This is a genomic window from Spirosoma sp. KCTC 42546 (assembly GCF_006965485.1).
Taxonomy (GTDB): domain Bacteria; phylum Bacteroidota; class Bacteroidia; order Cytophagales; family Spirosomataceae; genus Spirosoma.
Genome location: NZ_CP041360.1, coordinates 6,390,772 through 6,410,761 on the forward strand (window position 1 = coordinate 6,390,772; position 19,990 = coordinate 6,410,761).

13 protein-coding genes are annotated in these 19,990 nt (G+C 50.9%); 7 read left to right on the forward strand and 6 right to left on the reverse strand.

The genetic code is table 11. The features are described 5' to 3' along the window. The first annotated feature begins 43 nt into the window (after positions 1-43). Both EXU85_RS26335 and kdpA read left to right on the forward strand, forming a co-directional pair. Positions 44-1,843: an ATP-binding protein gene (locus tag EXU85_RS26335; protein ID WP_142774945.1), complete on the forward strand. Its 1,800-nt coding sequence runs from the start codon at positions 44-46 to the stop codon at positions 1,841-1,843. A 502-nt stretch (positions 1,844-2,345) separates the two neighbouring features. Further along, positions 2,346-4,061, forward strand: coding sequence for a potassium-transporting ATPase subunit KdpA (gene kdpA, locus EXU85_RS26345; protein ID WP_142774946.1), 1,716 nt, complete (start codon positions 2,346-2,348; stop codon positions 4,059-4,061). Here kdpA and EXU85_RS26350 read toward each other — a convergent pair. Together EXU85_RS26350 and EXU85_RS26355 are read right to left on the reverse strand one after the other, a co-directional pair. Next, a complete protein-coding gene (locus EXU85_RS26350) occupies positions 4,048-4,398 on the reverse strand; it encodes a DUF6516 family protein (RefSeq protein WP_142774947.1) in 351 nt (116 codons plus the stop codon). The two genes, kdpA and EXU85_RS26350, sit on opposite strands and share 14 nt — an antisense overlap. Then, positions 4,395-4,691: a hypothetical protein gene (locus EXU85_RS26355; protein ID WP_142774948.1), complete on the reverse strand. Its 297-nt coding sequence runs from the start codon at positions 4,689-4,691 to the stop codon at positions 4,395-4,397. The genes EXU85_RS26350 and EXU85_RS26355 overlap by 4 nt, the downstream gene beginning before the upstream one ends. Before the next feature lie 31 nt (positions 4,692-4,722). Here EXU85_RS26355 and kdpB point away from each other — a divergent pair, with 31 nt between their 5' ends. The 5 genes from kdpB to EXU85_RS26380 all read left to right on the forward strand — a co-directional run bounded on the left by kdpB (position 4,723) and on the right by EXU85_RS26380 (position 12,155). After that, the gene (gene kdpB / locus EXU85_RS26360; RefSeq protein WP_142774949.1) at positions 4,723-6,807 is read left to right on the forward strand and encodes a potassium-transporting ATPase subunit KdpB; all 2,085 of its coding nucleotides are present in this window, start codon (positions 4,723-4,725) and stop codon (positions 6,805-6,807) included. An 18-nt stretch (positions 6,808-6,825) separates the two neighbouring features. Then, complete coding sequence (locus tag EXU85_RS26365; RefSeq protein WP_142774950.1) at positions 6,826-7,389, forward strand: K(+)-transporting ATPase subunit C; 564 nt, start codon at positions 6,826-6,828, stop codon at positions 7,387-7,389. 229 nt (positions 7,390-7,618) lie between these two features. Next, on the forward strand, positions 7,619-8,740 hold the full coding sequence (locus tag EXU85_RS26370) for a porin (protein ID WP_142774951.1): 1,122 nt from the start codon (positions 7,619-7,621) through the stop codon (positions 8,738-8,740). 398 nt (positions 8,741-9,138) lie between these two features. Continuing rightward, positions 9,139-10,269 (forward strand): sensor protein KdpD, encoded by a 1,131-nt coding sequence (locus EXU85_RS26375; RefSeq protein WP_142774952.1) that lies wholly within the window; start codon positions 9,139-9,141, stop codon positions 10,267-10,269. Between the two features lie 104 nt (positions 10,270-10,373). After that, positions 10,374-12,155, forward strand: coding sequence for an ATP-binding protein (locus EXU85_RS26380; protein ID WP_142774953.1), 1,782 nt, complete (start codon positions 10,374-10,376; stop codon positions 12,153-12,155). 12 nt (positions 12,156-12,167) lie between these two features. Here the strand turns inward: EXU85_RS26380 and EXU85_RS26385 are convergent, their stop codons facing one another. The 4 genes from EXU85_RS26385 to EXU85_RS26400 form a co-directional block, all read right to left on the reverse strand. Further along, complete coding sequence (locus tag EXU85_RS26385; protein ID WP_142774954.1) at positions 12,168-15,632, reverse strand: PVC-type heme-binding CxxCH protein; 3,465 nt, start codon at positions 15,630-15,632, stop codon at positions 12,168-12,170. 1 nt (position 15,633) lies between these two features. After that, a complete protein-coding gene (locus EXU85_RS26390) occupies positions 15,634-16,881 on the reverse strand; it encodes a GDSL-type esterase/lipase family protein (protein ID WP_142774955.1) in 1,248 nt (415 codons plus the stop codon). Positions 16,882-17,056: 175 nt separating this feature from the next. Further along, positions 17,057-17,998, reverse strand: coding sequence for a DUF4886 domain-containing protein (locus tag EXU85_RS26395; RefSeq protein WP_142774956.1), 942 nt, complete (start codon positions 17,996-17,998; stop codon positions 17,057-17,059). 311 nt (positions 17,999-18,309) lie between these two features. Further along, the gene (locus tag EXU85_RS26400; RefSeq protein WP_142774957.1) at positions 18,310-19,965 is read right to left on the reverse strand and encodes an SMP-30/gluconolactonase/LRE family protein; all 1,656 of its coding nucleotides are present in this window, start codon (positions 19,963-19,965) and stop codon (positions 18,310-18,312) included. Between the last annotated feature and the right edge of the window lie 25 nt (positions 19,966-19,990).

Sequence of the window (19,990 nt, forward strand, 5' to 3'; positions counted from 1 at the left end):
CCCTTTTGGTTTGTCTAATTTTAACTAGCCATACCTCGCACTCTTGAGAACATTTAATACCAACTATAACTATCCTTTTCTGAGCGGAGGTGGTGAACTGGGTGAACTAATCCGAACCTACGATTGGTCAACATCGCCCCTGGGTACACCAGACCAGTGGCCCACCAGTCTGCGTACGCTAGTCAATATGATGCTTACCTCCCGCTTCCCAATGCTCATTTTCTGGGGACCGGAATTGATTACCTTTTATAACGACGCCTTCCGGCCCAGCCTGGGCGACAATGGAAAGCACCCTTCTTCTTTAGGGCAACGGGGCGAACAAAGCTGGGCTGAATCCTGGCCGGTTATCGGCCCTATGATTTACACGATCATGGCCGGTGGAGATGCCGTATGGTTTGAAGACCAAAAGCTGCCTCTATATCGGGATGGCCAGATGGGTTATGCTTACTGGACGTACAGTTTCAGCCCCCTTATTGGCGACACTGATTCGGTGAATGGTGTTCTGGTCACCTGCTCGGAAACCACCAAAGCGGTAGAAAGCCTGCAACAACTCAATGAGACAAATGCGGAACTGAAACAGTCGCTGGAGCAGAATATTGCACTACGGGAGGAGCAACATGCCTCCCAGCAACAGACAAAAGAAAGCGAAGCCAAATTCCGAACGCTGGTTGAACAGGCGCCCATAGCGGCTTGCCTGTTTATAGGCCGGGAACTCCGCATTGAGATTGCCAACCAGATCATGCTTCGGTTCTGGGGTAAGGACGCTTCTATTCTGGGGCTACCCCTGGAAAAAGCTCTACCCGAGTTGAAAAGTCAACCGTTTCTAAAAATCCTCGACGATGTTTTTACCAGTGGAACGACCTATGAGGCCTGCGATACCCGCGTTGAGCTAATGGTCGATAATCATCTGGGAGCATACTACTTCGATTTAACGTACAAGCCTCTATATGATGCTGACGGCAACGTTTATGCCATTATGGCCATGGCCATTGATGTTACCAAGCCGGTTCAGTCCCGAATTACGTTAGAAGAAAACGAAGCCCGCTTACAGGAATTGTCGATGGATCTGGAGCGGCAAGTTCAGGAGCGCACTCAGCAACTGGAAAACTCGGTTCAGGAACTGAAACGATCCAATGAAAACCTCCAGCAGTTCGCTTATATTGCCTCCCATGACCTACAGGAGCCACTGCGTAAAGTCCAGCAATTCGGGGATTTGCTAAAGAATCAATATATAGATACGCTGGGTGATGGGGCTATCTATTTGGAACGAATGCAGTCGGCGGCCAGCCGCATGTCTACCCTGATTCGAGATCTGCTCAGTTACTCGCGCATTTCAACCCGCCAGGATCACACAACGTTAGTGTCGTTGCAACAGGTGGTTACTATGGTCCTTGTTGATTTAGAACTGCGCATTCAGGAAACAGGGGCGCTTGTGGAGGTGGAGGGCTTACCCGAAATTTATGGCGATCAGGCTCAGCTGGAGCAGCTTTTTATGAATCTCATCAACAATGCGCTGAAGTTTCACAAACCGAAGACCAGACCCGTTGTGACTATCCGTGTTCAGACCTTACCCTCTGTAAAGCTCCCGGCTTCGATTAAATTGGCGCGCCCAACCCTGGCCTATCACCGCATTGATATAGCAGATAATGGCATTGGGTTCGATGAAAAGTATCTGAACCGCATTTTCCAGGTCTTTCAGCGCCTACACGGCAAAAGCGAATTTGCCGGTACAGGTATCGGACTGGCAATCTGCGAGAAAGTAGTATTTAATCATGGTGGCGCCATTACCGCCCGTAGTAAGTCTGGTCAGGGAGCCACCTTTAGCGTGTACCTCCCCGTATAAGATCTCAGTTTTTATTATTTATTGTTCCACGAACGCCCGGGTAGTAAGCCGGGCGTTCGTGTTTTTGAGCGGCCCAAAGCTCGTAAGTCAGACCTCTATTGATGCGTTCGGCTTACCAGAATGAAAATCAACCCTACCATTTTGGTAAGATTTTCTTCCCAGACAATTTCCCCTCTCTCGTAGAAAAAATAGGCAATTACCTGAATTTCATAATATTAAGAAATCAGTAACCGATGAATTCAACTACTGGACAGCTTTTTGGCATACTGAGTTCGAACTAAACAGTATCACTCCAAACTATGGGTACGCTTCTGCTTCTAATCGGTTCGGCACTTTTATGCTTTGTCATTTTCTACAAAGCCATCGAGTGGTTCGAGCACATTTAACTAACCATCAATCACCATGATTACGCTCGTTTTTATTGTTGCGCTGCTGGTTTTCGCCTACATGCTGTACGTGCTGATTAAACCGGAAAAGTTTTAACCTATTTCTCTACTACACAATGACAACCGAATGGATAGGCGTTATCGTCATGTATGGGCTCACGGTCCTGCTGGCAATTCCGCTGGGCAAGTATCTTGCTAACGTATTTAAAGGCGAACCCACCGCGTTCGACTTTATGAAGCCGCTGGAACGGCTCATTTACCGCATCGGCGGTGTTGACGAAACCGCCGACCTGACCTGGAAACAGAATTTAGCCGCCCTGCTGACCATTAACCTGGTGTGGCTGGTGCTGGCGTTTGTACTGCTCCTGACCCAGGGAAGCCTGCCGCTCAACCCCGATGGCAACCCCTCGCAGACTCCCGATCTGGCCTTTAACACGGCCATCAGTTTCATGGTCAACTGCGACCTGCAACATTACTCCGGCGAATCAGGCTTGACGTACCTGACGCAACTGGCTGTAATCCTATTCCTGATGTTCACCTCGGCAGCCACCGGGATTGCCGCAGCGGTACTGTTGTTCAGGTCGTTCATGCCGAAGATGACCGAAACGGTCGGCAATTTCTACGTCCTGTTCACCCGCTCGATCACGCGTTTGCTGTTACCCGGCTCCCTCGTGATTGCCCTCATTCTGGCTTTCAACGGCACGCCGGCCAGCTTCGACGGGAAGGATACGATTGTGACCCTGCAGGGCGATACGGTTGGGGTTTCGCGCGGGCCAGCCGCGGCTATGATCGCGATTAAACACCTGGGCACTAATGGTGGAGGCTGGTTCGGCGCCAACTCCGCCCACCCACTGGAGAATCCGAACTACCTGACCAATATGGTCGAAATGATTGCGCAGATGCTGATTCCAATCGCCATGATCTTTGCGCTGGGCTTCTTCATCAACCGCAAACGGTTTGCCTGGGTGATTTACGCGGTAATGACCATCGGGTTTCTGATCCTGGTCATCCCAACGATCTTTAGCGAACTGGGTGGCAACCCGGCCATTGCCCACATGGGCATTGCGCAGCCAACGGGAGCTATGGAAGGCAAAGAAGTGCGGTTTGGCCCCCTGGCCTCGGCCTACTGGAGCATTGCCACAACCATTATTTCGACTGGCTCAGTCAACTCCATGCACGACTCGTCGATGGCGATGTCGGGGATGATGGAACTGCTGGGGATGATGGTCAATGCCTTTTACGGCGGTGTCGGTGCGGGTCTGTTGAACTTTTATTATTTTCTGATCATCGCCGTATTTATTTCGGGACTGATGGTGGGCCGAACGCCCGAACTGTTTGGGCGAAAAGTAGAAGCGCGGGAGATCAAGATCGCGTCGATTGTGGCCTTACTGAGCACGTTGCTGGTAAAAGGGGGGACTGCCCTGGCGACCTGGCTATTTATCAATCATGGCGATTCCGCCTGGGCCGTGCAGCCCTCAGCCTGGCTTAACAACCCTGGCTTTCACGGATTTTCGGAGATGCTGTACGAGTTCACCTCGGCCAACGCCAATAACGGCTCAGGCTTTGAAGGATTGGGAGACAACAACTTCTTCTGGAACTTCTCAACGGGTATCGTCCTGATTCTGGGTCGGTTTATTCCCATCATTGGCCCCGTGGCCATTGCGGGCCTGCTGGCCCGGAAGAAGTACGTTCCTGAATCCTCGGGGACGCTACCGGTCGATACACCCACGTTTGGCCTGATGATTTTCGCCGTCATCTTCATTATCACGGCTCTGTCGTTCTTCCCGGCCCTCGCGCTGGGACCACTGGCCGAGTATTTTAGCCTGAAGTGAGTTGACTGGCAATGAAAGCAAGCACCTTATTCAATGTCATAGGTTCTGACGATTGTACGTTTTCTTCGGAACCAATGTGCTGGTGGTGAGGTGAAGTTGGCAAATTTACTTCGTGAGCATTATCCCAACGCATGAGTAGCTGATGATTAGAAGTTTGCCATTGATAGGCATAATCAATCCAGCCTGATGATAAAATATAATTCTCGCGAACGTGTAAAACAGATTGATCTATAAATGTTATGCGACTCCGAATTTGGGTAACCCCCGGTCGAAAGACTGGCTCAAAAGGACTAGAGAAAGCAATGATTGACTGGAACGGGCTAAGATCAAAAATCATACAGTTAACCGAACAAGGCGTTTTTCAACAGTGCGAATCACCTCTAGCTCGGCCCGCCAATCCATACTATCATCCTCGCGTTCAAACAGCCCAAACTGGGTCAGTTCATTAAACTTCGCAGCAAATTCAATGTAGCCCATACCGTATTTTTTCTCGAACCTGTCTACGGCCTCTAAACTGATTTTTAGTTCTCGCAGCAGCTCTTCACGGGCTTTCTTCACGGCATAATCTGCCATCGACGTATAGCCCATTTCCTGAAAAGTACTCTCTAAGGCCACCTGTTCAACTGTCATAACGAATCACATTTTTTCAAAGTTAACAAAAATGGCAAAGCAATCATCCTCCCCTAGTTTGTTCCAGCGTGAGCTTGTTGGAACGGCCATTCGGGAGTCATTTATCAAATTAAATCCGGCCATCCTGATCAAGAATCCGGTGATGTTTACCGTCGAAATTGGCACCCTCATTATGGTGTTCGTAACGGTTTACATCGCGTTTTCGGGCGATACGACGCAGGGATCGCTGGTGTATAATAGCATCATTACCCTGGTTCTGCTCATCACGGTACTATTCGCCAACTTCGCCGAAGCTATTGCCGAAGCACGGGGCAAAGCACAGGCCGAATCGCTCCGCAAAACCCGTCAGGAAACACCCGCTAAAGTCATTCGGCGGGGCGGCCCTCCGTCTGTAGGCAACTATAAACTGGATGAAGTACAGCTCATTTCATCGGCTCAACTGGTTAAAGGCGATGTGTTTCTCTGCGAACCGGGCGACATTATCCCCTCCGATGGCGAAATCATCGAGGGTCTGGCCACCATCGACGAATCGGCCATTACGGGCGAATCGGCCCCGGTGATTCGGGAAGCGGGGGGGGATAAGTCGTCTGTAACGGGTGGTACGAAAGTGCTGTCGGATCGGATTAAGGTACAGGTAACCACCCAGCCCGGAGAATCCTTTCTTGACAAAATGATTGCGCTGGTGGAAGGGGCTACCCGGCAGAAAACGCCCAATGAGATCGCACTGACCATTTTACTGGCAGGCTTTACGCTGATTTTTATCATCGTCTGCATTGTTCTCAAACCCTTTGCCGACTACGCCAATACGCCCATTACGATTGCCGCGCTGATCTCGCTCTTCGTTTGTCTGATTCCAACCACCATTGGTGGGCTGTTATCTGCCATCGGGATTGCCGGTATGGACCGGGCTCTTCGGGCGAACGTCATTGCCAAATCAGGCCGTGCGGTAGAAACAGCGGGTGATATTGATACCCTACTGCTGGACAAAACGGGAACGATTACCATTGGTAACCGGAAAGCAACGAGCTTTTATCCCGCACCGGGCATTGCCATCGACGACATGATTCGGGCATCGGCGCTGAGTTCACTGGCCGACGAAACTCCGGAAGGAAAATCCATCGTCGAACTGGCAGGACCGAAAGTAACCACCCGACTCTCAACGGAAGGCTCGACGCTGATCAAGTTCACCGCCGAAACCCGTTCTTCGGGTATTGATATGCCAACGGGCAAAAATGGCTCGATGGTACGGATTCGGAAAGGGGCCACGGACTCCATTCGGAATATTGTGACGCGGGCCGGAAACGCATTCCCTTCCGAGACCGAAGAGCAGGCGAAGAAGATTGCGGCTAACGGTGGAACACCGTTGGTGGTCTCGGAAAACGAGGTGGTCAAAGGCGTCATTGAATTGCAGGACATTATCAAACCCGGCATTGCCGAACGCTTCGACCGACTGCGAAAGATGGGCGTTAAAACCGTGATGGTCACGGGCGACAACCCCCTGACGGCTAAGTTTATTGCTGAGAAAGCGGGCGTCGATGATTACATCGCCGAAGCCAAACCCGAAGACAAAATGAACTACATCCGGCATGAACAAACCGGTGGCAAACTGGTGGCCATGATGGGCGACGGTACGAACGATGCCCCCGCGCTGGCCCAGGCCGATGTAGGTGTCGCGATGAACTCGGGAACACAGGCCGCTAAAGAAGCCGGTAACATGGTAGACCTGGACAACGACCCCACGAAACTGATCGAAGTGGTTGAAATTGGGAAGCAGTTGCTCATCACGCGGGGTACACTGACAACCTTCTCGATCGCCAACGACGTAGCCAAATACTTTGCCATTGTACCGGCCCTGTTCACGCTGTCGATTCCGGCTCTGCAAGCCCTGAACATCATGGGCTTACACTCGCCTGAATCTGCGATTCTATCGGCCGTAGTTTTCAACGCGATCATCATCCCGATGCTGATTCCGCTGGCCTTAAGGGGTGTGGAATACAAACCAATTGGGGCTTCGGCCCTGCTTCGCCGGAACCTGTTCATCTATGGTCTGGGCGGCATTGTTGCCCCCTTCATTGGCATTAAACTGATTGATCTGGTCGTCGGACTATTTGTATAACAACACAACAACAAAATCATGAAAACTCACATTGGACCAGCCATTCGACTCACCTTGGTCATGCTGGTATTACTAGTCGTTATTTATCCCTTGGTTGTGGCCGGTATTGCCACGTTAGCCCCCGGTGGCGGCAAAGGAGAGACCGTTACGGTCAATGGCAAAGTCGTTGGCTATAAGCTGATTGGCCAGAAATTCACGGAAGATCGCTATTTCAACAGTCGCCCTTCGGCGGTAGAGTACAACGCAGCCGGGTCGGCGGGTTCCAACAAAGGGCCTTCTAATCCGGATTATTTGAAGGCCGTGCAGGCTCGTATCGACACCTTTCTGGTACACAATCCAGGGGTTAACAAAGCCGACATTCCGGCTGAATTGGTAACGGCATCCGGTTCGGGTCTTGACCCCGACCTTTCGCCCGCCGGGGCTACCATTCAGGTGGCCCGTATTGCGAAAGTCCGTGGTATCTCTACCGAACGCCTTACGCAGTTGGTTGATCAGCAAACAGAAGGCCCATTGTTAGGCATGTTCGGTCCTGCCAAAGTCAATGTGTTAGCCCTGAATGTGGCACTCGATCAACTGAAGTAAGACGTACGAGCTAAACTTTGTCGATTCTACTGGATGCTATGGATTCTATTGATGTTGGTTAGCAGGTGTGTAGCGGCTACAAAATCTACAGTATCAATCAAAAATCCACAGCATCCAGTTAAGTCGAATGACAACAAAACCATGCTAGTGGTGTCGGTTACTTTTAACCGACATCACATAAACCAGCCGCAGGAATGAAAACAAAATCGAATACAACAAAACCATAAACATGAAACGAGTTTTAACGACATCGGCCTTTGTGGCTGGTGTTATCACCGCATCGATGGCGCAGATTACCGACACGACCAAGATCGCTGCGCCCAGATCGGGGCTAACCGTATCGGGTTATATCGAAGCCTATTATAGTCACGATTTTACGGCACCGAAAACCAGTCAGGAACGTCCCGGCTTTTTGTACAACCACAAGCGAAATCGCGAAGTAAACGTCAATCTGGCGTTCCTGAAAGGTGCTTATACCAGCGAACGTGTTCGCGCCAATCTGGCTATTCAGGTCGGTACCTATGCGCAATACAATTATGCAGCCGAGCAGGGATTAATGAAAAATATCTACGAAGCCAACGCAGGTGTCAAACTGAGCAAAACGAAAGATCTGTGGCTCGACGCGGGTATATTCTCTTCGCACATTGGCTTCGAAAGCGCCATCTCGAAAGACTGCTGGACGCTGACCCGGAGCATTCTGGCCGAAAATTCGCCGTATTATCTGTCCGGTGCCAAGCTGACCTATAACACAGCCAATGGGAAATGGACACTCCTGGGATCGGTGTTGAATGGCTGGCAACGCATAGCAAAATTACCGGGTTACAGCGGCCCTGCCGTAAGTACGCAAGTGCAGTATCGCCCTTCATCGAAAGTAACGCTGAACTGGAGTACGTTCATCGGCTCCGACCGGCCGGATTCGCTGAAACAGGGACGGTTCTTCAATAACTTTTACGCCGTCATTAACCCGACTGGAAAATTTGGGGTGATTCTGGGCTTCGACATTGGGGCCGATCGGAAGCCAATTGATCAAACTGGCAACCGGGTAGGCACGGGCAGCTATATCTGGTATTCGCCCGTGGTCATCGCTCGGCTTGCTACCAGTGATAAGAGTTACCTGGCAGGGCGGATTGAGTACTACAATGACAAAAACGGGGTTATCATCAGTACGGGTACGGCCAATGGTTTCCAGACCCTCGGCTACTCACTCAACTATGATTATGCCATTTTACCCAATGCGCTTTTCAGAATCGAAGGCAAGGTTTATAACAGCAAAGACGCCATTTTTGAAAAGGAAAATGGATTGAGTAAAACCAACGCATCACTAACAACGAGTTTGGCCATTAGTTTTTAAGTGATTTGGCTGTAACCACGGGCTTTAGACCGTGTTTTATTTTAAATACGGTCTAATTGATTTGTATCAAAGAATCGCCGTTTTGATTTCAGTAACTGTCCTACCCCCTAAAGGGCATAGCTGTTAAGTGCTGAATTTAGGTTAGTGAAATTAACTTTTTAAACGCCTGTCCATTACCCCCCACCCCCTGAAGGGGGAGAAAATCCACTTCGGAGTACTCCCCCTTCAGGGGGTGGGGGGTAAAATAAGACAATAAAAGAGGCTGATTAAGTAAAGAAAATTCAGCACTTAACGGCCTGCCTTTTAGGGGGTGGGGGGTAGAGCGACTAATTCATTTCGGCGTTTAGATTTTTCAACTTAATAAGCCCTTGGGTACATAAATACGGCCACCTACTACTATGCAACCCGACGACCGCGATCAATCCGCCGACCACTTCCTCCGGCTCATTAAGGAGTCCAGGCGGGGTAAGTTCAAAATTTATATTGGTATGAGTGCGGGCGTAGGCAAATCCTACCGCATGTTGCAGGAAGCCCATGCGCTGTTGAAAAGCGGCATCGATGTAAAAATTGGCTTTATCGAAACCCATAATCGGGCTGAAACACATGCCCTGATTGACGGACTACCCATCATTCCCCGACGAACGCTATTTTACAAGGGTCGCGAGTTAGCCGAGATGGATGTGCAGGCCGTCATCAACATACACCCGGAACTGGCCATTGTGGATGAGCTGGCGCATACCAACATCCCCGGCTCTAAAAATGAAAAACGCTGGCAGGATGTACTGGAAATTCTGGATGCGGGCATCAACGTCATTTCGGCGGTCAATATTCAGCATATTGAGAGCTTGTACGATGATGTTCACCAGATAACGGGCATCGACGTAACCGAGCGGGTGCCCGACCGGGTGCTGCACCTGGCCGACGAAGTGGTGAACATAGACCTAACCGCCGATGAGCTCATCAACCGACTTAAAGAAGGGAAAATCTACGATCAGGCGAAGGTGGCCACGGCGCTGACCAATTTTTTTCAGGCCGAGAAAATCCTGCAACTGCGGGAACTGGCCCTGCGGGAAGTAGCCACCGCCGTTGAACGAAAAATTGAAACCTCGCTCCCACCGAACGTACAGACCAAGCCCGAACGATTCCTGGCCAGCATCAGCTCGAACCCCGACATTGCCCGGCGGGTCATTCGAAAAACAGCACGGCTGGCGGCTTATTTTAACTCCCGCTGGTATGTACTGTACGTACAAACACCCGCCGAATCTCCGGATCGCATTCGGCTGGATGTTCAGCGCCATTTGATCAACAACCTGAAACTGGCAACAGAATTAGGGGCGGAAGTGATTCAGGCCAGGGGCGACAATGTGGTAAACTGCATCATGGAGGAGGTTGAAAAACGGAAGGTAACAACGGTCTGCATTGGTAAACCCCATTTCAACCTGATTCAGATTATTCTGCGCACATTTGCTTTCAATCAGCTTCTCTACCGGCTTTCTGAGTCAGATACAGACCTTATTATTCTTTCCTGATTAAAAATGGCTTCTTTAGATTCTATTGACTCTCGGATGCCTAGAATCAATAGAATCTAAAGAAGCCACAGAATCAATAAGAATCCGCATAACCCTCATTACCTATGACGCTCAGAACCAAAATATCACTCTCACTGGTCTTTCTCTTTAGCATTATTCTGATGCTGGGCGGATTAGGAGCGTTTTACCTGAATCAGTTGGCAGAAGACTCCAGGGCAATTTTGAAGGATAATTACATCTCGCTGGAGTTCGTCAGCACTATGCAGAAAGCCTTAACTACGCTCGACGACCCCGATGCGCTGGCTGATTTTGAGTCAAGCTTAAAAAAACAGGAAGCCAATCTCACAGAGGTCGGCGAATCTCAGGCCACCAGAGCAGTGCGCCGGGAGTTCACTCGGCTACGGGCGGGCGCTACCGATCTGGCCACCATCAACCGTATCCGAATGCATCTGTTTGCCATCGATGATGTAAACCGACAGGCCATTGTCCGAAAAAGTAAAACAGCCGAACAAACGGCAAAGGATGCGTTGCTCTGGCTGGGCAGTATCGGTACGTTCTGTTTTCTGATTGTTTTTTCGTTCGTCATTAACATTCCCAGTTACATTGCGGGTCCGCTTCGGGAGTTAACGCGCGGTATCAAACAGATTGCCAGCCGCAATTTTGAAGAGCGATTGCATTTTAGCTCCAGTGACGAATTTGGGGAACTGGCTCGCTCCTTCAACTCTATGGCCCAGAAGCTGGATGAATACGAACACTCCAATCTGGCCAGGGTGCTGTTTGAGAAGAAGCGGATCGATACGCTGGTGGAGATCATGAGTGAAGGTATCATCGGTCTGGATGAGAAACGTCGGATCCTGTTTATCAATCCGGTAGCCGAGCGCTTGCTGGGCGTAGAACGAAATCGACTCATCGGCCAATACGCCCCCGACATAGCTACCTCCAACGATTTGTTACGGGCGCTTATTCAGGACATTATGCCCGACTCGGCTGCACTTCACGCCCAGCCTGCATCCGACCTGCTACGGTCTGAAACAGGGGGCGATCTGCTAAAAATCTATGATCCCGGCCTGAATGGCAAAGGGAAGGAAAGTTATTTTACGAAGGAGATTCACGCGGTAGAGGTAACCCCCACCGGCGAAACCCAGACGGTGCAGGCGGGTTACGTGATTATGCTGCTCAACATTACCTCCTACAAAGAACTGGATCTGGCCAAAACGAATTTTATCGCCACGGTTTCCCATGAATTAAAAACGCCTATTTCGGCCATCAAAATGAGCCTGAAACTCCTGGCCGACAAACGATTAGGCACCCTGAACAGCGAGCAACAGGAAATGGTGAACCACGTGGAGGAAAACACCGACCGGCTATTACGATTAACCGGCGAGTTGCTGAATATGGCCCAGGTGGAATCAGGACAAATTCAGCTCCAGATTCAGGCTACCAACCCGGCCGAACTGGTACGGGTAGCCACCAGCGCACTCCGAACGCAGGCCGAGCAGAAACAGATCAGGTTTGCCCTGAACCTGCCCGCCGATTTACCCGCCGTGAAAGCCGACTCCGACAAAGCTTCCTGGGTCCTGATCAATTTCCTGTCGAATGCAATACGGCATAGCCCTGAACAGGCATCTATCGATATTACGGCTCGTCAACTGGGTGATCAGATTGAATTTACCGTGCGTGACTACGGCCCCGGACTCCGGGACGAACACCGCGACCGCGTTTTTGAGCGCTATTTTAAAGCGCCGGGGCTGAATGGCCCCTTTAGTGGAACGGGTCTTGGACTAGCCATTTCCAAAGAGTTTATTCAGTCGATGGGTGGGCAGATTGGGTTGCACGCAGAGGTATCTCCAGGGGCCGCATTCTATTTCCGGCTGGCCATTGCCTGATGGCCTAGACAATTACCGTCCCATAACCAGCCTTGTTTGCGCAGGAGAGCTCTCCGCATCCTGTAACTGAATGCTCAGCGGATCGTCTTTATGTACCGATCTGTCAATAGCCACCGTAAAGGTGTGAATCCCTTGGGACAGATCGACCAGTAGGCCACTCCCAGTCAGTTTGACTGGCTTTTGATCCACCCAGACGGTTAGCCCTGCCGTTGTGTTCAGCGCCAGACTTACATTTCCCTTGCTAACTACTTCAATGTCAAACCGAACAATGCTGTACGGTTTGTTCGCGTTTGTAACGATGACGGGCAGTTCATCAATGGGCAAATCACCCGAAACTTTACTGTAGGCGGGTTGTAGTGCTAGTTTGGTCGACTCCTTCACAACAGTGCCCACGCCTTCCTCTTTGAGCTTCCGGGCCAGTTCTTTTGTGCCCGAAACGGTGTTCCAGCGACGAATAAAACGGGCGGTGGGTACCCGAAACTTGCCCGATTCGCCCATTTTGGAGAGGAAGCCTAACAGGTTGATAAACTCTTCTTTATCCAAACTGGCCGTTAATCCCGCAGGCATCAGTGAACCTGGTACTTTTTCAATGCTGTTGACCTGACTTTTAGGGATGGAAACCTCTAAACCTGATACGTCACGTATCACCAGTTCAGACGTGCCGTTACTCACCAGATAGCCCAGTTGTTCGCTTCCATCTTTTTTCACCAGCCGTTGTAGCTCGTAGCCTTCTTTGATGGACAGGTTCGGGTAAAGAATGGACCGGGTGATGGTTTCGATTGGTGAGCTTGTACCAAGACTGCTTAAGTCGGGTCCGATACGCCCCCCGGCTCCGCCAATGGCGTGGCAGGTCAGACAGGTCAGGTTGCTTTTCCGGAATACCAGTTCACCTTTCACCGGATCGGCAGTTTCTTTCACCACTTTGGCCAGGCTGGTTATTTCCTGCGCCGTAAGTTCCTGCGGCATTTTTTCAATGGGCAAAACCCCACCAGAGGCTTCCAGTGCCTTCGCCAGTAGTTTAACATCGTCGCTGTTACGCCGATTAAAGGGCACACTGCGCTGCATAATCTGCCGACTGGCGATGGCCATTTTTTCAGGTATTTTCCGGGCCGTCAGTTCGTCGGCAAGCGCCTGTACCCCTTGTTTGCTGGTTAAAAAGGCTTTGAGCAGTTCAGTCACATCGGTTTGTTCCGGTACGGTTCGTAACAGGTCAGCACTGATCCGGGCGGCTTCCGTGGCATTTACGGAAACGAGTTGCGATGCAGCCGCCAGTCGTAATTCGACCGGATTTTTAGCCGTTGTCAGGCTAATCAGCGAGGCTTTGGCTTTATCGGTCTTTAACGTTGCCAGTGCGCCCAGCGCGGCTTTCTGAACGCTTTTATCACCCTTTTGGGCCAATCCTACCAGCGTTCCGGTCAACTCGTCCAGATGCCATAAGCCGATCAATCGAATGGCGCTTGTTGCTACGGCCTCGTCGTCGCTGTCGATAAAGTCCGTAATTCGGTCCAGTTGTCCGGCTGGTTTGACACCCCGACGGGCGGCTTCTTCCAGCGTACTGAGTACCATAGCAAGCTCGTTAGCCGTACTGCTTTTAACCTGTATCTCTTTTCCAAACAGACCGCCCATGTCAGCCGCACTGCCGAACTTCGCTATCGACCCGAGCACGTCCTTCCTGTAGTCTTCCGGCACTTTACCCTGCTGATACAGTTGCCTCAACTGCGTCACCGCTTCCGGGCTGCTCACCGATTTCAGTGCGAAAACGGTTTTGCGGGCATCGCCAAAGAAGTTGGGATCGGTTTTCAGGCGGCTTGCCCATAGGGGTTCTCCTTCGCGAACGGTTTGCCAGAGCGCATAATCCAGGAACTCGTCCATTGGATTGTCCAACACCGATAAAGCCGTCCGGACAGCGTCGGGCGTTTTTACGTTTCGTAGCGCAATAACGGCCTCCATCCGTACCTGTGGATGTTTATCTGCTACCGCCTTGGTAAGCAGTGCCGGTACGTTGGATAGCTTAGGATACCATAACTCCAGGGCACGTAAGGCCGCAGCCCGTGCTTTATGGTTTTCGGCATTCAGCAACCGTAGCAAAAGCGGTTCGTTCACCACCTCAAGCGTTTGATAGAGCCAAAGAGCTTCCAGCAGATTATGTTCGTAGTCGGGGTTCGTTTTGTCCAGTTCCTGAACCCATTTCTGAAGTGCGGGAATTACGTCGGTAGCGCCACGCGCTTTCAAGACCTGTTTCGCCTGCCCACGGGTCCAGTCTTCGGGTAGCTTTAGGGCGTCTAACAGGTCGGGAACACTGGCTTTTGTTAACGCGGGCTTTTTGACCAACGGGCGATTTTTAGCAACAATTCGCCAGATTCGGCCGTGCTGCTGATCCCGGCGCGGGTCGTGAAAATCTACTTCGCCGTGCTGAATGATTGGGTTATACCAGTCGGCTACGTAAATGGCTCCATCCGGCCCAACGGATATATCGACGGGACGAAACGCGACATTATCCGTCCACATCAGATCCTCCATCTGCTTGGACGCGTATCCACTCCCCTGCTCTTCCAGCTTAAATCGGTTAATCCGATTGGCCCGGAAGTCGTTGGTAATGACGCTCCCCTGCCAGGATTCCGGCAAATGCCGACCCGAAATCATTTCCAGTCCGCTGTGTTTGGGCTGTCCCGGATTTAAGCCCCTGAGAATGCGGGCGGCACCCGGCGAGGTGAGAAACGTAGCCCCCGGAAACGCATAATTGATCCCTTCGAAACCGGCTCCATCGGTCAGGAAGGTTTGCCCCCAACGGTCAAACTGCAATCCCCACGGATTGACCAGACCTTTAGCATAGATATCCAGTTCGAGGTGTTTGGGATTCAATTGCCACACGCCACCCCCTTCCAGCCGTTTGATACCGGAGGGAGTTTCCACGTGGCTATAGATATAAATAGACTGGTTGAAATACAGCAGACCTTCGGGTCCCCAGCGGAACGTGTGAATCAGATGGTGGGTATCCGCAGTACCGAATCCGTTTAAAATCCGGCGCTTTTTGTCGGCTTTCCCATCGCCATCCGTATCCATAAAATGCAGGATTTCGGTTGAGTTAGCTACATACACACCGCCATCGCCCGGCAGGATTCCCGTGGGCGTTAACAAGCCTTCGGCAAAAATGGTCGATTTGTCGGCCTTGCCATCGCCATCGGTATCTTCCAGAACAAAGATTTTGTCGTTCGCCGTTTCGCCCGTTTTCAGGTGCGGGTACGCGGTGCTGCTTACTACCCATAAGCGGCCGTCGGCATCCCAGTTCATCTGAATGGGTTTGGCCACCAGCGGTTCAGCGGCAAACAGGGTCACTTCAAACCCATCAGCAATCTTGAATGACTCCAGTTCACGCTTCGGGTCGGGGTCGGGATTGTCTTTTCGATTATCCTGGTTGATGGCCGAGACACTCAGCAGAACGACAGAAAACAGGATAAGTCTACTTATTACGTTCATACTACTTCAAAAAGGAAAGTTGATACACGCTGGATTTGGGCTTGCGGGCTACGGCAATCTGTCCTTCCAGCCACTTAATGAGAATACTTTGTTCTTCGAGGCCTTTCACATGACGGCCCTGCTCATAGGAGCGAAATCCAAGAATATAGGTCGTGTTTAGTGGGCGATACTGGAAGAAAAACAACTCATTCTTTTTCAGGATCATCTGCCGGAGTTCACGCACCTGTTCAAAATTACTGCCCTGCCGGATCGCAACGCCTTCCTCCCATTGTTTCGCCGAAGCGGTTACTAGTTCCTCGTTATCGGCGGTGAGCGTATAGAACCCCTTTTTCAAACCCGTTAGTTTAAGCACCTGTGCCTGATCGGGTAGCCCTTTTGCGTCTGCTGGCGTTGGGAGCGGGAGGGAGCGTTCGTCGATGGTGAAGCGCAGGTTTTCGTTCGTATTGCCAGTGCCCAGCAGTTTAGCCGGTCCCGAAGTCTCCGCAGTTTGTTTTGATATGCTGATCGAGATGGGAGCCGTTCGGGCTCCTAGTCCCAGACTTCGTTCAAGGATCATGGCCAACTGATAGTAGCCGGTTTCGTTCAGGTGAATACCGTTATCGGTCAGTGGCGTTTGTTTGCTGATCTCCTGAATCGGCTTAAATATGTCGATATAGCGTTTGCCGCGCGCAGAAGCCATTTTTTCAATCGCCGACGCATAGACTTCCAGCATGGCATTTCGCTTCGCCAGGCTTTGGGCGGAATCAGCGGCCAGGATTGGAATCGGCGACAGCAGAATCGCTTTGGCACCTAGCTGATCAATTTTGTCGAGCAGCTTGCCTAATCCTTCGGTAAAACTGGGCAGACCAGCCTCTCCATCCTGCGCTTCAATGCCACCGTAGGCAACAAAAACCAGGGTTGGCTGTGCCTTGGTAATGTGTTCCATCAGCAAGTCATAGCCCGTGGGTGGGTTGGTAATCGTGCTACGAGCTACACCATATACGTTGTCGCCAGTCCAGCCAAGATTTCGGTAAGTAACGTCACGATCGGGCCAACGGGTGGTGAGGGCTAATTCCAGATAACCGTATTGAAAATCATTTTCGAAGAGTGAGTTTCCCAGAAACACTACCCTGTCGCCATTTTTAAGCTCAAACGGGGCGTTTGCCGATTCAGTACCAACTTGTGGCTTATTCTGAGCAACGGCCAATCCGAAGGGGAGGAAAAGGAACACCAACAAACGATACCCAAGCGTGGCCTTAATCTTTCTCATACTTTTTTAGTCGACGTCAAGAGGGTTTCGATTTGGTTGGCGGTGTCAGATACACCATACGCCATATCTTGGAGATATGGCGTATGGTGTATCTGACACCGCCAACCAAATCTATTTTTACTCCGAAATATCCCTTTCGGAAGTGCTCTATAAAGAAGAGAATACCGGTACGGTCTTACTCTTTCTTTTTCTCCTTTTTAACGGTTGCCCAGGCTGTTTTCCGTAACTGTTTAGAAAAAGCCGGATCAACCCCTTCGGGACTAAATGTCAGTTTAACTGGTGATTCGTTATACAGAAACCCATACCATACCAAAGCCCCTAAGTAGCAACCCGCATCGTTCGCATGGTGCGAATCAAAGGCCAGTTTCCCGTTATCCCAGCGATACCCCATATGCAGGGAATGCGTTTGGTCTGGTAGGTTTGGCGCTTGAAGCTGACGGAAGTCAACGGTATTATCCGCCTGGTACGCCCATTTCTTCTTCGCATTCATCTGATAAAAAGCATCGCCATTGGGAATGACCGGAATCCCCAGCTCGTTCGCAATCGTGTGATAGGCCGCTCTTGATTTCTCCCACATTTCCTGTGCACTCTTTGCCGAATCTCCTTTCGAAATTTGACTAAAATCCTTTGAGTCGGCCCGGTACGCCCAGGTCTGATGAAAGACTACGTTAGCCCGAGGCTGTAGTTTTTTCACGTACTCATACAACTTACGAGCGTAGGGTCGATACGTTTCCACATCGCCGGAAAGGATGGAAGCCTGCTGAATGGTAACCACATCCCAGACGCCGTCTGACAAGAGCATCTTCAACGATTTTCCGCCATAGGGTTTCCCCTCGGGGTCATCGGGATTCCGTTCTGCTGCTTCGGCATGGTTCCAGTGCCGCTGTAGGGAGCTCCCACCAATTTCGGCACGCCCAATCACCAGGTTATGTCCACCCTCTTTGCTTAGTTGCGGCAGGTATTTCGTTGCGTTTTGCGAAAAACTATTACCAATCAGAAATAAGCGCAATGGCTGTTTCCCACCGTTGGTAACGGACTGCGAGAAGGCAGTTCCGACAATAAAGAACAGTATAATAAGGAGTCCTGCCTTTTGTCTGGTATGTCTGAGATCAATCATTTTTGTTATGGAGAAAAGTAGCCAGGACGTCCACGTCTGGGCTAATAAATCAGTATTTGTTCTACCCGGACGTGGACGTCCAGACTACTTCCGTTCTCCGTTCTCGCTTGGCTTTGCCGAGTGAGGGGTATTGGTTCAAGGGCCTCTGGCCGGTGCATTGCGACAGAAACGGGCCAGAGGCCCTTGAACCAATACCCCTCACTCGGCAAAGCCAAGCGAGAACGGGAGCTAATAAGTCCGTATTTGTTCTGCCCGGACGTGGACGTCCTGGCTACTCCCGTTCCCAACAGAATCCAAACCTGCTTAAATACTTATAACCTTGGCGCAGTAGGTTTAATAGGTGCTTCCCAGGCATTGGCGCCTTTGACATATAGTTTACGTTTGTACACCTTATCACCGCAAGTTGCGTAGAGTATATCGAAATTCGATCCGCCAAAACAGATGTTGGATACGTTTCTGTTGGGAATAGGCAGGATGGCATTGACCCGACCTGCCTGATCGCATACCTGAATTCCCAATCGCGAGGCAACGTATAACCGCCCGTCGCGGTCCGTTTTGAGGCCATTCGCCCCAGCATCATCGGCGGTATCTGGTGCGTGAAGCCAGTAATATTTCTGCTTATTAGCCAGCGTGCCATCCGGCTTGATTGAAAAACTATAGACCCAGTGCGAGCGATTGTCAGCCACATATAACAGCGTTTGATCGGGTGAAAGCGTCACGCCCGTGGCCGACATAAGACCCGTATCGACCTTGCTCTTTTTGCCATTGGGTTGAATCAGCCACACGCTACTCGGCTCGTTGGCATGCTGAGCCGGGCTGGTGAGGTACCCGTTTCCATTGCTGGCTACAACACTGAAATTCCCCTTGAGTCCGTTGGCGACCGAGCTAGTTTTACCATCATCCCGGCTTAGTTTATCATCCAGGCCTACCTTCCATAGTTTTCCAGCCGACCCATCCGAAAAAAATACCTCGCCTTTGGCGTTGGCACTAAGTCCTTCGGCGCGTCGATAACCTTCGCCAACCAGTTGCCAGCCTTCATTGGGCAGTAAAATATCGGTAAGCATCTGATTTTTAGAAGTCCCTGTTTTTACAGGCTCGGGCCATCCTTTCCACAGATAACGCATGGCATCGGGAAAAATAGCCGTTCCATGTTTGCCATTGTGAGCTCCTTCTCCCCAGACGTGCTGTACCTCATAGCCCGAAAATGTGAGCGCGCGTTCCATCGTCTGGTTCGCCATCCACCAGTCGCCAGCGTAGATGTTGAGGTCGTTAGTACCATCTTGTAGAAAAATACGGAGTGGTTTAGGCTCCGTTTTACGGACCAATGTATGTTCCTCATCGGCCCCGCGTAACCCAACGTATGTACCAATCGTACTGAATACCCGACTAAAGGCGTCTGGGCGTTCCCAGGCCGCGGTGAATGCACAAACCGCCCCGCTGCTTGATCCGCCAATGGCGCGATCGTTACCATTTTTAGATAGGCGTATCGCTCGTCCGTCAGTCGTTTTTCTGGTTTCTACGTCGGGCAAAAGTTCGTCCAGCAGGAAACGGGCATAATTATCGCCCAATCCATCATATTCAAAACTACGATTGAACCGATCGAGCGCAGCGTCTGGATTAGCTGCTTTAACCCGCCCATGCATAACGAATACGCCAATGGTAACAGGCATTTCTTTTTTATGAATCAAATTATCAAAAACGGCCGGGGCCTGCCACTGAATACCGTCCTGATTTATATAAACGCAGGCGGGCTGAGAGGGCTTGTATTGGGCAGGTACATACACCCAGTACTCACGCCAGGTACCCGGAAAGATTGTAGAGGTTTCAAACGTAAATTTGAGTACTTCGCCTTTGGGAACACCCTCCTGAGGCTGGGCATCGGGATGAACCGGATACGATTCGGTTGGTTGGCCCCAAAGTAATAATGGGGTAAAGACCAAAAGGCAAAGCAGAGAAAGCGCTTTCATGTACGTAACGTTTAGGCTTATAAGA